The organism is Aeromonas sp. QDB31 (genome assembly GCF_027707605.1).
GTDB classification, from domain to species: domain Bacteria; phylum Pseudomonadota; class Gammaproteobacteria; order Enterobacterales; family Aeromonadaceae; genus Aeromonas; species Aeromonas media.
On sequence record NZ_JAPCIX010000002.1, the window covers coordinates 131,374 to 146,639 of the forward strand.

The following is a 15,266-nucleotide window of genomic DNA, read 5'->3' on the forward strand; positions in this document are numbered from 1 at the left end:
TTATCTCCGTGGTTCACAGCGTTTAATTGAATTAAATAGGATGTTTTGCGGCATTTACTTTCGATATTTTCGAAAATGGCGAAGGGTTGCACGGGTGGGTGGCGGTAAAATGTCCGCCTGTCACGGTGGTTTTCCTTACGCTTCATCTCTGGGAAAGCCTGTGTTTACCCGTTGGAGGATATATGGCCGAGCTGCGAATCGAGAAACCGACTCTTGTTACCCAGGTGGAGGGCGCCGTGTTTGTGATGGATGCCGACGGCACCTTGCGCCGTGCCACCCCTGGCATGCAACTGGAGCCGGGGATGCGCCTGCTCACCGAGTCCGACGGGCGATTCGAGCTGGCTGACCCTGCCGGTGAGGCCCCCGATGCCAGCCAACCCGAACAGGGGGGAGTGGGTCCTGTCGGGGCCATGAATCCCGAGCTGGCCACTCTGCAGGAGGCCATCCGTCAGGGTGCCGACCCGACCGAGTTGTTTGAGGAGACCGCGGCCGGTGACGCGGCCGCCGGCACTGCGGGTGGTGTGGTCGGCTCCAGCGCCGGCGGCTTCGTGGTGGTGGATCGCATCAATGATGCGACCCTGGCGGAGGCTGGCTTTGAAACCGATCATCAGGGAGCCCTGCCAGGGGAAGAGCTGCTCTATTCGGAAGATCAGGATCTGCTGGCGGCCATCACCATCACCGAGCCCCAGACCGCCGACAACATCATCAACGGCGACGAGGCGACCGGCGTCATCATTCGCGGCGTCGTCGAGGACGTCGAGGTAGGCCAGACGGTGACTGTCACCCTGATTGATCAGGAGGGCAACCGCCTCACCACCACCACAGTGGTGCTGCCGGGCTTCGTCTGGGAGGCCAACTTCGGCGACGTCACCGGCAAGCTGGTGGATGGCCCGCTCAGTATCCAGGCCGATACCCAGGATGCGGCCGGCAACCGGGCCAGCGACACCGGCCAGACCCTGCTCGACACCATCACCACCATTACCCTCGATCTCAGCGACGAGAGCGACACCGGCGCCAGTCAGGTGGACGATCTCACCCGCGACACCAGGCCGCTGCTGCAGGGCAAGGGGGAGCCCGGCGCCACCGTCACCCTGAGCCTGGAGGGCAAGGTGCTGGCCGTGCTCACCGTGGATGGCAACGGCAACTGGCAATACCCCATCCCCGATACCCTGACCGACGGCGCCCATGATTTTCGGGTCGACTCGGTCGACATCGCCGGCAACCGGGCCAGCGACATCCTGACCGTCACCGTCGACACCCGGGCCGCCATCGACATCGATGATCTCGACACCGGCAGCATCCTGGGTCGTGACAACGTGACCCTGAGCGGCAGCACCAGCGAGGTGGAGGCGGGCCAGCGCGTCACCATCACCCTCATCGACCAGAGTGGCCAGATCCTCCATAGCGGCAGCGCCCTGGTGGGCAGCGACGGTCGCTGGCAACTCAGCGGCCTGGATCTCTCCGGCATCGAAGGCCCCTACGAGGTGCGCGCCGAGGTGACGGATCTCGCGGGCAACCGGGTGATCGACGGGGCTCCCCTCATCGGGCAGAGCGACGTGTTGACCCTGTCCGAGGCGGATCTGGCCAAGGGCCTGGTCACTGCCAGCGGCTCTCTCCATACCGGCGCCGGCATGGACGGCAACCTGCAGGTGAGCTTCGGCGCCGATCAGAGCGCCCTTGAGCAGATGAACCTCAGCAGCCAGGGTTTGCCTCTGAACTATCAGATCAGCGGTCAGACCCTCAGTGCCAGCGCGGGGGGCGTCACCGTCTTCACTTTGACCCTGGCCAATGACGGCAGCTATCGCATCGTCTGGCACCAGAGCCTGGATCACGGCCAGGAGAGTCTGAGCCTGCCCTTTGCCCTGGAGTACCGTGACAGCGACGGGGATCTGGTACACGCCAACCTCAGCGTCGAGCTGGTGGACAGCACACCGCCGGACTCCCTTGCCTTTGCCGATCAGGCAGCGACCCTCACTCGTCTGAACGGCAGCGGCCTTGGCAGCGACGGCCATGTGCTGAGCTTCGAATTCAGCGGTGACCGTCTGCTCACCGGCTATTACCAGGATGGCAACGGCAACAGGGTCGAGGTATTGAAGGCCGAGCTGACGGCCAGTCAACATGGCAGCGACATCAAGGGCACCGTGACCGTCTCTCTCAATGGGCCCCTCGACCATCAGGGCAGCGACCGGCTCTCCCTCGGCCTCTCCATCTCCGCCAGGGAGATAGACGGCGACGAGACCCGCGCCGACCTTCAGATTGCCATCAATGACGGCACCGATCCCAGCCTCGGACTCGACGTCGGCGTCAGCCTGCAGGAGGGCGGGGCTGGCCAGACCCTGGACGGCCAGCTGCCGGTTAACGTGGGCAGCGATCGCCTGGTGTCCCTCAACTTCGAGGCCAATCAGCCCGGCCTGAACGGTCTCACCAGCAGCGGCCAGCCGACCCGCTATCAGGTCAGCGGCAACCAGGTCACCCTGCTGGATGCGGGTGGCAAGACGGTGCTGACCGTCACCCTGGATCTGGACGGCAAGTACCATGTGAAGCTCGACGGCGTGCTGGATCAACCGGTGGGCACCAACAGTGTCAACCTGGGGCTGCAGGTCAGGGCACCGATTTCGACGGTGACAAGAGCAAGCTCGGCACCCTCAATATCGCCATCACCGACGGCGCCTTGCCGCAGGTGGACCCGGTTTCCCTCACTCTGGTGGAAGACAGCGACTGGAGTACGGTCCAGACCCTCATCGGGGATCTTGCCATCACCGCAGGTGCCGACCCCCTGGTCAACATCGCATTCGATGCCAGCCAGCCGGGCCTGCAGGGCCTCACCAGCGGTGGCGCACCCGTGGTCATCAGTGTCAGCGGCAACAGCATCAGCGGCACGGTCAACGGCCAGAACGTCTTTACGCTGGCGCTGGATCAAGCCGGCCACTACGTCTTCACCCTGAACCAGCCGCTGGATCAGGGCGCGGAGAACAGCCTGCTGAAGGCGGGCTTTACCCTGACCGATTCCGATGGAGACAAAGTCTCCTCCACCCTGAGCGTCGCCATCGGCGATGGCGCCAATCCGGTGATCAGCGCCGTGACCGGCACCGAGATGACTGAGGCGAACCAGGGGGATGGCGCCGTGGTGAGCAATATGAGCTTCACCGTGAGCCACGGGGCTGATGCCCTGGCGCCCGATAGTCTGAAGTTCGATATCGCGGCCATTCAGCAGAGCCTGGATGGCAAATACAGCAGCCACGGCAGCAAGGTCACCTTCACCCTGGATGCCAACGGGGATCTGGTTGGGACCAGCGCGGACGGCCGCGAGGTGCTGCGGGCCGAGCTGAGCCTAGTGGAGAGCAACGGCAACTGGAGTGTGACAACCAAGGTCACCTTGCTCGGCGAGCTGGATCACCAGGGGAGCGAGTCCCTCGACCTGCCGCTCGATGTGACGCTGAGCGACAAGGACGGGGACAGGGTCTCCACCCGGCTGCCGCTGACCATCAAAGACGGTAATGCGCCCGTCTTCGTGGCGGGCAGCGGGGTGAGCCTGGATGAGGGCAACCTCGATGGCAGCAACCCCCTGACCGGCACCGGCCACTTCCAGATCGATGCGGGCTCGGATCGGGTGAGTGAGGTGTCGTTCGCCGATCCCGCCGAGCAACCGACCCTGAGCGCCCTGGGCCAGAGTGTCAAATACGAACTGGTGGGCGGGGATCCCGCCATCCCGGGCAACCAGATCCTCAAAGGCTATGTGGAAGTGAACGGCGTGCGCGTCGAGGTGCTCCAGGTAGAACTGGTGGGCAAGCTCGACAATGCCGCCAGCAACAGCTTTGACTACAAGGTGACCCTGTTCGAGGGGGTTCACCAGCGCGGTGACAGTACCACCGAGCTGCCGTTCAAGATCAATGTCGTCGACAGCGACAAGGGCAGCGGCAACAACGACAGCACCACGGGCACCCTCAACGTCAGCCTCGTCGAGGGCTACAACCCGACCATCACCCTGACCGGGGTGACGCTCAGTGAAGGCCGCTTCGATGGCGCCGGCAACAACCAGACCGGCGATGATCAGCAGGCCACCGGCACCCTGACCATCACGGCGGATTCCGATCCCGTGGTGGATGTGCGGCTGACCCTCTTTGGCCTGGTGGTGGATGGGAGCGGCAACCCCATTACCTACAACGGCGAGACGCTGGCCTGGCAGGAGGTGCCGGGCAGCAATGGCCACGGCTTCCAGGCGGTCACGGCGAGCGGCACCCTGGTGCTGAGCATCACCCTGCCGAGCGTGCCGGGCCGTATCGAAGCGCATACCGACGCGACCCTCGACTACCAGGTGAAGGTGCACACCAACCTGGATCACGGGGCGAGCGACAGCCTCACCCTGACCCTGCCGGTCAAGGTGACCGACAGCGATGGCTCGGTGATCACCGGCAGCACCACGGCGGTGATCACCGATGCGGCTGACCCCGTGATCTCGGCCATAGAATCCGTGCGGGTCGAGGAGGCGGATCTGGATGCGAGCGGCAGCCAGCATCCGGGAACCACCCCCACCGAGAACGGGGAGAGGGCAGGTGGCCAGGTGACCATAGGCGCCGGCTCGGACAGGGTGGCCTCCCTCGAGCTGGATGTGGCGGCCTTCAATCAGGCGAATCACCTCACCTCGGGTGGCAAAGAGGTGACCCTGGCGGCCCATAGCCCTGGCTGGTATCTGGCGAGTGCGGAGGGTGGCAAGCCGGTGTTCTGGGTCCATCTCGACGTCAATGGCAGCTACAGCGTCCACCTGGTGGGCCAGCTCGATCACGGCGCCCAGGGCAAGGATGAACTGGGTATCGAAATACCGCTGTTCGTGACCGACTCTGACGGGGATCGCAGCCCCAATGTGACGGTGGAAGTGAAGGTGCAGGATGACATGCCCATCGGCACGCATCTGACTCATCACCTGAACGAGACCGGCAGTGCCGTGAGCGGCGATCTGCTGCCCCCCGCCAACGAGGGGGCCGATGGCGCCAGAGTTGCCTCGGTCACCGTGAACGGCCAGCTGCATGCCATCAACGGCAGCCTGACCCTGGATGTGATGAGCCCGGACGGCAAGCAGGTGATGGGATCCCTGACCATAGGGCAGGAAGGCAACTACAGCTTCACGCCGAGGCCCGGCTTCGATCACGATGCCGCCTCCCTTAGCCAGGTCATCAGCGCCCAGTTGGTCGACGGTGACGGCGATATCGCCGAGAGCACCCTGACCCTCAATCTGCAGGATGAGGCGGTGAGTTTCACCGTGAAGGCGGTCACCGGGCAGGAAGATCAGGGAGCCCAGGATCCGGGCCATGGCATTGCCATCGACATGCGCCTCGATATCGGCGATTTCGACCGGGGAGAACACGTGGATCAACTGCTGATCCAGGCGCCGGTCAACGCCCACGGTACCTTCTACTACCACGGGGTGGCCCTCACCACCACGGCCGATGGCAAGTGGTTCATCGTGCCGCCGGCGGCCATGGTGACCACGGACAACGTCAACTACCAGACCCAGGGTCTCACCTTCGTGCCGGCGGATGACTGGTCCAGCTGGAGCAACAACAAGCAGCCACTGCACTTCCAGGTGCAACTGCAGGTCGGGGTAAGCGAGGGAACGCCACCGCCCGCCGTGACCGGCGATCTCGCCATCACGGTGCAGGGCATTGCCGACAAGCCGTTGTGGGACGCCGGCAGCACCCATCAGCACTACAGCACGGACGAGGACAGCAGCGGCATCGCCCTCAACGTCAAGGCCAGCCTCACCGACACGGACGGCTCCGAGGCCCTGAGCTACCAGATAGAGTGGGCGTCCGGTGAGGGCTCTCTGACCCTGAACGGCAAGGTGCTCACCCCGGGGGCGAACGGCCTCTATACGGTGGCCGGTGGCGACATCAACAAGGTGACCGTAGTGCCCGGCAAGGACTACGGCGGTGACATCAGGCTCATTGTGACGCCGGTGAGCACGGAGAAGACCCCGGTAGTGACCGGCAAGGAGACTGCCCTCGGCGATCCGCTGGAGGTGATTGTCAACGTGAACCCGCAGGCGGATGACGCCAAGCTCACCGTGCGCGAGATCCAGGGCAAGGAAGACACCCTGATCGATCTGGGCAGCAAGATAGGGCTCGCCCATCTGGGAGACACCACTGATGGCTCCGAGCAGCTGTTCGTGCGCATCAGCGGCCTGCCCGCCGGTGCCAGCCTGTTGCTGGGCGGGGTAGCGGTCACCCTGGATGCCAACGGGTACTACGAGGTGCCCTATGACCGCATCAATGACCTCAAGCTCGAGCCGCCTAAGAACAGCAACGTCGACTTCGAGCTCACCATCAAGGGCGTCGTGAAGGACAGCGCCACCCTGACCGACGCCAATGGTCAGACCCACACAGTGGTGAATGAGAAGGAGACCGGCTCCCAGAGCCTGCACGTGGATCTGGTGGGGGTGGTGGACGAGCCCCATTTCGATCTCAATACCAGCGACTGGACCCAGGATGGCAACGGCTACAGCATCACCATCCAGGAGGATGGCCGGGCACCGCTGGACTTCAAGCTCACCTCGGGGGAGTGGACGGATACCCCGCTCGATCACTCGGAAACCCTGAACCTGGTGCTGGAAGGCCTGCCCGAAGGGGCCAGGGTGTTCGATGGCAACGGCAAGGAGCTGACCCTGACCTTCGCCGGGCTCGATGGCAAGGGCAACCCCCTCTATCAGGTCGACGTGTCGAGCCTTGGCAACCTGCAGATCCAGCCGCCCCCCAACAGCACAGCCGATCTGCACCTGGTCGGCCACGTGGTGGTGACCGAGAATGACGGCGATCACAAGAGCTTCGACGTGCCCCTCACCATCAAGGTGGAGCCCGCGATCGACGCCACCGACTATGCCAGGACCAGCCATGGCCTGGAGGATCAGTTCACCGTGCTGGACTGGCAGCCGGACCTGACCGACGGCGCCGAGCAGGTGACGCACCTCGGCCTCTCCGGCATAGCGCCGGGTTACGAGATCTGGATCCGGGTCGGGGGAGTGGATACCCAGCTGGCGGTCACCGGCGGCGCCGTGGACTTGAGCGACGCCGAGCTGCAGAGCCTGCTCAGCGGCGGCCAGCTGCTGGTGAAGGGCCTGGAAGACAGCGATCGGGACACCACTCTTCAGAGCCATGTGACCGTAACCCAGCATGATGTGGATTCGGGCACCGTTGCCGAGAAGGTGATCGACGGCACCCTGCATGTGGATATTCAGGCGGTGGTGGAGCCCGATGGCAACCTGGTGCAGACCGGTCAGCTGGAGAGCCCGGACGGGCACGCCATCCCGCTGGACGGCGTCTTCGTGTTCCAGGATCTGGACCCCAGCAGCGTCGAGACCATCGACTACCTGGTCATCAGCGATCTGCCCCCCGGCTTCGTGGTGGTGGGCGGGATCCACGATGGCCAGGGCAACTGGACTGTTCCCCACGATGCCCTCGGCAGCTATGCCCTGCGCTCCCCGGACGGCTTCACCGGCACCGTCATCTTCAAGGTCAGCGCCAGGGTGATCGACCTTGGCGACAACAACGAGGGGGATGTGAGCGCGCCGGCCTATCGAGAGATGACCGCCAGTGCCGATTTCCAGGGGGCAACCCACTCGGGCCAGGTGGCCGCCGATGTCGATTTTGACAACAGCGCCCCCATCACCGGGGTGGAGGATCAGGGCGTCAACTTCGGCAGCCAGTTCAAGGACATGGTGACCCTGGGCACGGCGGATATCGGGGACGACGAGCTCAGCATCGTCATCACCGGCTTGCCCCCCGGCGTGAACGTGCAGGGGCTCACCTATGACTTCGTCAACGGCGAGTACCTGATCAAGCTGCCGGGGGGGCTCGATGACCTCGACAAGTTGACCCTGACCCTGCCTGACGACTATGCCGGCGACGGCCTGGGCTTCAAGGTGCGCCTGGTCAATACCGACACCGTGAGTGGTGACACCAAGCAGGTGGAGAAGGATATCAGACTCTCCATCACCCCCGAAGTGGACATCAACGGCGGGCCGGACGGTCAGCCCGAGCTGCAGCTGAACGTGAAGGATGTGAACGGCGACGGCCAGCCGGACAATCTGGAAGACACCGAAATCCACCTCGATCTCTCGGTCAAGCTCGCGGACATCAGCCCCTCGGTGGCCGATGGCGGTCTCGAGACCGTGGAGCGGGTGGTCGTGACCGTGGATCCCCAATATGGTCACTTCCTCGACAAGAACGGCCAGCCGGTCTTCACCCTCACGGTGAACGACCCGGCGGCGCTCAAGGATCTGGTGTTCGTACCCAAGGAGCACTTCAGCGGCAAGGTGCCGCTGGCGGTGACGGTGGATATTCTCGACACCGCCACCACGGGCACGGATCGGGGGAGCTGGAGCGGTCAGGTGGGCTTCGAGGTGCTGCCGGTCAACGATCCGGCCAAGCTCACGGTGCAGAACGTGAGCGGCGACGACGATGGTAGCATCAGCCTTGGCGGGCTGGGGGCCAGCCTCATCGACACCGACGGCTCCGAGCAGATAGTGGGGCTGCAGATCAGGGGGGTACCGGACGGCTTCACCCTGTCCGCCCCTGCGGTCAACAACGGCGGTGGGGTGTGGCAGGTGCCGGTGGGCACCGATTTCACCAGACTGGCCCTGATCCCGCCTGCCGATTTCAGCGGCACCGTGGATCTGACCCTGAGCGCGTTTACCCTGGACAAGGGGCTGACCCTGCCGCTTGAAACCAGTGCGGGCTTCACCGTCACCGTCAATCCGGTGGGGGATGTCATCATCGCCGACATAGAAAGCAAGGCGAGCGGCGCCGAGGGAGATGTGATCACCCTGAACCTAGGGCTGGAGACGCGGGATACCCAGGCCACCGGCGGCAGTGCCGGCAACGTGCATGAAAATGGCCCCGAGCAGGTGCGCGTCACCCTGGAAGGGGTACCGGACGGGGCAGAAATTCGCCTGCCGAACGGGGTCAGAGGCACTGTGGTGGACTTGGGCGGCGGCCGCTGGCAGGTCACCACGGACGGTGGCAGGCTCGATGCGGTGGAGCTGGTGACCAACGACGCCAATGGCGCCCTGGAGATCAAGGTGACGGCCCAGAGTCTGGATCATGGTGCCCTTGGCCCCGAGGTGGGTGGCAGCATCCAGGTGGATGTGAGCCCGGTGAACGATGCCCCCGTCAACGTGCTGCCAGGGGAGCCCCAGGTGGCCCAGGAGGATCAACCCTTCGTCATTCACGGTCTGCAGGTGAGCGATGTGGATGCAGGCAGCAGCACCATGGAGGTGACCCTGTCCGTACTGCACGGCACCCTGAACCTGCCGGTCGGCAGCGGGGTGACAGTGACCGGCAATGGCACCGGCTCCCTGGTGTTGAGCGGCTCCCAGGATGCCATCAATGCGCTGCTCTCTGGCGGGGTGACCTATCAGGGCGAGCAGGACTTCAATGGTCAGGATGCCCTGACCATGGTGACCAACGACAAGGGCAACACCGGCAGTGGCGGCGCCCTGAGTGACACCGATGTGCTGTCCATCGAGGTGCAACCGGTCAACGACGCCCCGATCAACCAGGTGCCGGACGCCATGGCGGTGAAGGAAGACGGTTCATTGTCCCTCTCCGGGATCAGTGTCAAGGACGTGGATGCGGGCAGTGCGCCCATGTCCATGGTGCTGCGGGTCGAGCATGGCGCACTGACCCTGCTCGGGGCAGCGGGCGCCGTCTCGGTGCAGGGGGTGGGCAGCAACGAGATCACCCTGGTAGGGCCGCTCGATGATCTCAACAGCCTGCTCAACGGTAATCTGCACTACGAGCCGGCCAAGGACTTCTGGGGCGAGGACAACCTCACCATCACCACCTCGGATCGGGGCAATACCGGGGCGGGCGGTGCGCTCACCGATACCACCCAAGTCGGCATCACTGTCACCGCCGAGGCGGACGCTCCCCAGCTCGGTCTGGGCACCCACGACATCCACGCCCTGCAAGGGGCCTGGGTGCCGCTCAACCTGAGCGCCAGCGTGGTCAATCCGGCACCGGGCGAGCTGTCGGTGCGGATCCAGAATCTGGGCGGTGCTCAGGTGGTGGACGAACACGGCCAGAGCGTGGGTCATGCCGACAACAACGGCGACTGGCTGCTGCCCATGGAACACTCGGTCCCACTCTATGTGAAAGATCTGGCGGCCGGGGATCACAGCCTGATCCTGACCGCCGAGTCGAGTGCGGGTGGCAGCACCCTGAGCTCGGCCGAGGAGACCCTCACCATCCACAGCCAGAGCGGCCACAATCTGCTGGGCTCGGATCGGGGAGACTGGCTGTTCGGCTCCACCGGTGACGATCGCATTCTGGGCGGCCTAGGGGACGACATGCTCCGGGGCGGCCAGGGCAATGACATCCTGAGCGGCGGCGCCGGCAGCGATCTCTTCGTGTGGGGCAGCGGCGATGAGGGAACCGCGACGCAGCCTGCCATCGACACCGTCACCGACTTCCACCCGGAGGAGGGGGACAGGATCGATCTGGCGGACTTGCTCAAGGGGGTGACCGACAACAGCGTGGATGGCTTGCTGGGCCACCTCTCTGCGTCTGTGACCACGGGCAGCGCGGGCCTGAGCGATGTGAATATCTCGGTCTCTCCGGCGGGGGATGGTCAGGTGACCCAGCAGATCACCCTGAAGGACGTGGATCTGAGCGGCTGGAACCTGAGCGGCGGCTCCTCCTCTCACGACATCCTGCAATCCATGCTGGATCAGCACAGCCTGATCATCCAGCACCCTTGATGGGACAGATGGCGGGACAAGCTGAATGAAAAGAGCCGGCAATTGCCGGCTCTTCCTTTATCTGGTTTTTGCCCATCGACCCCTTTGCCGAGCGGGCCATCCGGCCTGGCGTTGCAAGGGGATCAGGCCAAGGCCTGGGCCAGCAGATGGATCGGGTGTTCACAGGGGAATGGCGTACTCATCTCGATCTGCCACTTGCAGGTCTCGCAGTCGGTGATGACCAGATCGGGCTTGAGCCGGTTTATCTGATCAAAGAGCCCCTCGCCGATGGCCTGGCTTGTCTGGTAGTTCTCCGACTTGAAGCCATAGGTGCCGGCGATGCCGCAGCACTGGGAGTCCAGCACCGTCACCTTGACCCCGGGAATGGCACGCAAGAGTTCCAGGGTGTAGATGACGCCCCCCATCTTCTCCATGTGGCAGGGGGTGTGGTAGGCGATGTGCAGATTGAGCGGCTTCATCGCCGGCTTGTTGCCCTGGTAAAACTCGTTCCACAGAAAGCGGGTCACCAGCGAGATGCGATCTCGCACCTTGTGGTTGTCCTGCTCCAGCAGGTGGGGATATTCGTCGCGCAGGGTAAAGCCGCAGGTGGAGGAGGTGGCCAGCAGTGGCATCTCGTTGCCGAGCAGGGTGTTCTCCAGCTGCTTGATGTTGAAGGCCGCCTGCTGCTTGGCCTTGTCCATGAAGCCGTTGGCAATCAGCGGCACGCCGCAGCACTTCTCCCGCTCCAGCAGTTGCATGCCGATGTTCATGGCGTTGAGCACCTGCATCAGCTCCTTGCCGAGCTGCGGGTGGTTGTAGTTGACGTAACAGCCGTGGAAATAGGCTATCTGACGTTCGAAGCGGGCCTGACTGGCTTTCTGTTTCTTGTACCAGCCGCGGAAGGTGCCTTGCGAATACTTGGGCAGATCGCGGTGGGAGGAGACCCCCAGCGCCTTGTCCAGTACCAGCTTCATCGGCTTGAGGCTTGTGGTGAAGTTGACCACAGGGGCCATCAGGGTAGACATGCTGCCCATCAGATCCGTGTGGGAGAGCACGAACTCGCGTACTCCCGGTTTGAAGCCGCCGTACTGGTGCTTGGCCTTGGCGATGATGTCGCCGATGCGCACCCCGCTCGGGCAGGCAACTTCGCAGCGCTTGCAGTTGGTGCAGTGCTTGAGGGCGCTGTCAAAGAGCTCGGGGTTCTTGATCCGTAGCCGCTCCCCATCCGGGCCCGCCTGTTTCGGGCCGGGATAGGCGGGGTTGGCCTTGGCCACCGGGCAGTAGGCGGTACAGACGGTGCATTTGATGCACTGATCGAAGGTTTGGTTGGCATGATCCAGTAGCATGATTTACTCCTCCCGGGCCGGATGAAAAGCGTAAGGGACGCGGCAATGGGATTGTCGAACGGGCAGTTGGCTGCCCGCAGTCAGGAAGTGAAGGGGAGGCATCTCAGCCCTCCGCCAGAATATGGCCGGCGGCCTGCCAGCCGGTGGCGACGGCGACCCCGGAGCCCGAGCCCTCTTTGACAGGGTCGTAGTGGGCCAGCACGCTGCCCGCGCCATAGAGGTTGGCGAGGGGGTTGCCGCCGCGCAGCACCCGCAGCTGGTTATCCGTCTTGACCCCGAAGCCCATGAAGGGGTGGTGGTCGAACAGTCGGCGACCGGCCCAGGCGTCACGCTCGGGGAGGCTCAAGACGTCGGCGTCGAAGATGGGCTCGCGAATGCCCCCAAGGCGGGACTCCAGCCCGCGGCTGAAGAAGCTGCCGGAGGCGAGCACAAAGTGGTCCGCCTCGAACAGCTGATCGTCGCCATTCTGGCTATGAACACCGATCACCCTATCGCCGTCGTAGCGGGCGCCCAGCACCCGCTCGCTGGTGAGGAAGGTGCCGCCGAGGGCCAGGAAACGGCGCTTTAGGGCCTCCTGCATCCGCATCCCGATGAGGGACGGTGGCATGGTGGCCACCTCCTTGATGGTGCAGCCGGTGCGCTGCTCAAGCTCCGCCAGACGGGGGCCGACCAGCCCCAGCGACAGGCAGGCGGGCAGTACGATATGGCGGCAGCCCGGCTCGCCGCACTCCTGCACCATGCGGCCTATCTCGCGGGCCAGGTCCGTCAGCAGGTCCTGCTTGTCGTGCTGCTGTTTGTCAAACAGGCGGGCGATGTCCGCAGAGCGAAACTCGTGGGGATTGCGGCTGAACGCAGCGAGCTGGGGCAGGCGAATTTCACCAGTCAGGATACGGCTGTGGGCGAAGCGCGAGTGGGTCGCCAGATTGGCTGCCGCCAGCGCCGGGTGAAAGTCACGAAAACCCTCGAGCGTCGCCAGCAGCAGGACGTCCGGTGTGGGCGCCTCCGTGACGCAGGCGCAGGTCTCGGGGGAGAGCCAGGTGGATTTCAGGGTGCCTATGGGGGTCAGGCGCTGGTGGTTGCGCTCCTGGCGAAACAGGGGCAAGCCCTGCAGGGCGCAGTGGCGCTGCAGATCCGCGAGGCTCGCCTCTATGCTGGCAAGACCCACCTTGCTGTAGGGATGATCGGGGTGCTCGGCCATAAAGGCGGGCAGGGCGGCGCGAGGGTCGCCTTCGCTCTCCAGCAGATCCACCGAGCCGGAGGAGAAGTGCAGGGCGCTCTGGCCCGAGGCCATCAGCAGCGTCTTCTGACCCGCCTCGGCCAGACGCAGCGCCGCCGAGAGGCCCGCCATGCCGCCACCTATCACGATACTGTCAAATTTCATGGCTGCACTCCTTGGTGGGGTTGGCTGCGGTGCTGGCATCGAGCGGGAAGGGCGGCTCGGCCACCAGGTGGGGGGCCGTCCACTCGCCAAGGCCGAACAGCCCTTCGTAGATCCAGTAGGTAAATTCCGCTTCGCGCAGGGCATCGCCCCAGAGCACCGGACGGGTGCCCTTGTAGCGCTCCTCCAGGAACTGGCGCAGCATGACGCAGGCCTGACGACCGTCGGCCTTGCCGTACTCCTGCATCAGACCGGCGGCGCGATAGGCGCACAGCTCTCCCTGGCAGGGGCCCATGCCCAGACGGGTGCGGCGGCGCAGATCCACCAGGTTGTCCACATCCAGCTCCCGCAGGGCGTATTCAATCTCCCCGGCTGTGACCATCTCGCACTCGCAGATAAGTGCGTTGGCCTTGGGGTTGTCGCGGAAAAAGGCGATGACCCGCTCGCCGTGGCGGTACTGGGCCGAGCCTTCGGCCGGCACAGAGAGACCGGGGGCTGAGACCTTTTCCGGATCCCGCGAGCCGGGCAGGCTCAGTTCGGCGGTGCGGCAGGGCCTGTTGTTGCCGAGTTTGTTGGCGACGAGATCCGTGGCCCACTCAGCCATCAGGCGGTAGGTCATCAGCTTGCCGCCGGTGATGGTGTTGAAGCCCTTGAGGCCATCACGCTCGGCATGATCCAGCAGCACTATGCCGCGACTGATGTTGCGGCCACTCTCGTCGCCATCCACCGCCACCAGGGGGCGCACGCCGGCGTAGGCCCTCAGCAAGCGGGTGCGGGCCATGATGGGGGCCAGTTTTATCCCCTCGCGCAGCAACACCTCTACCTCTTCGGGGTCGACGGTGAGCTGATCAATCTTGTGGTAGTCGATGCGACTCGAGGTGGTGCCGATGAGGGAGATGGTATCGCCAGGCACCAGGATGTCCGCATCTGCCGGCTTGCGGGCGCGGTTGAGCACCAGCTGGTTGATGCGGTAATCCATGATGAGCAATGAGCCCTTGGCGGGGAACATGCGGATGCCGAGATCGGCGTATTCGCAGATCTGCTGGCCCCAGATGCCGGCGGCGTTGATCACCTCCTGACACTCCACCTCGAACGCTTCGCCGGTGCGGGTGTTGATCGCCTTGACCCCGTGCACCCTATCCTGAGTGCGGAGCAGCCCCAGCACCTTGCTGTGGGTGAAGATTCGGGCGCCGTGTTCCTTGGCGTCCAAGACGTTTGCGGCGGCGAGGCGGAAGGGATCGACCGTGCCGTCCGGCACCTGGATGGCACCGATCAGCGCCGGGTTGGCGTTGGGTTCGAGGCGCAGCGCCTCGCGGGGATCCAGCTGCCGGGTCTCGATCCCCGCCAGGGCGCAGGCCTCCATGAAGGTGCCTTGAAAGTTGATGTCATCTTCCGGCAGGGTGACGAAGAGGCCGCCGGTCGCTTCCACGCAGTGGCTGGCGATCCGCTTGAGGATGCGGTTCTCCTGAATGCACTCGCGGGCGGACTCCGGATCCGTCACCGCGTAGCGTGCCCCCGAATGGAGCAGGCCGTGGTTGCGCCCGGTGGTGCCTGCGGCGATGTCGTCCCGCTCCAGCAGGATGCAGTCGATGCCGCGCAGCGCGCAGTCGCGCATGATGCCGGCCCCGGTGGCGCCACCCCCTATGATGACGACTTCTGTGGTGATTCTTTTCATTCTTGCCCGTCTCATCTCTTCCAGATGAGGCCAGTGTGGCGCCTGTCTGGTGGAAAATGTTTGATATGGGCCAAGTTAATGTTCGCAAACGCTCATCAAAGGGGGCGTTAATGAGCAAATCGTGATTGTTGTCACACT

At 64.4% G+C, this 15,266-nt stretch carries 4 protein-coding genes and 1 pseudogene; 2 read left to right on the forward strand and 3 right to left on the reverse strand.

Going from position 1 to position 15,266, the window contains the following annotated elements:
* Positions 1 to 245: 245 nt before the first annotated feature.
* A pseudogene (locus PG898_RS02625) lies at positions 246 to 1,460 on the forward strand (retention module-containing protein); the annotation flags it as partial.
* Positions 1,461 to 2,680: 1,220 nt separating this feature from the next.
* On the forward strand, positions 2,681 to 10,750 hold the full coding sequence (locus tag PG898_RS02630; RefSeq protein ID WP_270823476.1) for a T1SS-143 repeat domain-containing protein: 8,070 nt from the start codon (positions 2,681 to 2,683) through the stop codon (positions 10,748 to 10,750).
* A gap of 122 nt (positions 10,751 to 10,872) precedes the next feature.
* Here PG898_RS02630 and glpC read toward each other — a convergent pair whose 3' ends face one another.
* The 3 genes from glpC to glpA form a co-directional block, all read right to left on the reverse strand.
* Positions 10,873 to 12,075, reverse strand: a complete 1,203-nt coding sequence (gene glpC, locus PG898_RS02635) for an anaerobic glycerol-3-phosphate dehydrogenase subunit GlpC (protein WP_270823478.1) — start codon at positions 12,073 to 12,075, stop codon at positions 10,873 to 10,875.
* Positions 12,076 to 12,178: 103 nt separating this feature from the next.
* Positions 12,179 to 13,456: a glycerol-3-phosphate dehydrogenase subunit GlpB gene (gene glpB / locus PG898_RS02640; RefSeq protein ID WP_270823480.1), complete on the reverse strand. Its 1,278-nt coding sequence runs from the start codon at positions 13,454 to 13,456 to the stop codon at positions 12,179 to 12,181.
* A complete protein-coding gene (gene glpA / locus PG898_RS02645; protein ID WP_270823481.1) occupies positions 13,446 to 15,128 on the reverse strand; it encodes an anaerobic glycerol-3-phosphate dehydrogenase subunit A in 1,683 nt (560 codons plus the stop codon). The genes glpB and glpA overlap by 11 nt, the downstream gene beginning before the upstream one ends.
* Positions 15,129 to 15,266: the final 138 nt, after the last annotated feature.

Bases quoted from the DNA above. Each gene is read 5' to 3' on its own strand.
- glpC (WP_270823478.1), bottom strand. From the start codon at position 12,075: ATGCTACTGGATCATGCCAACCAAACCTTCGATCAGTGCATCAAATGC.
- glpB (WP_270823480.1), bottom strand. From the start codon at position 13,456: ATGAAATTTGACAGTATCGTGATAGGTGGCGGCATGGCGGGCCTCTCG.
- glpA (WP_270823481.1), bottom strand. From the start codon at position 15,128: ATGAAAAGAATCACCACAGAAGTCGTCATCATAGGGGGTGGCGCCACC.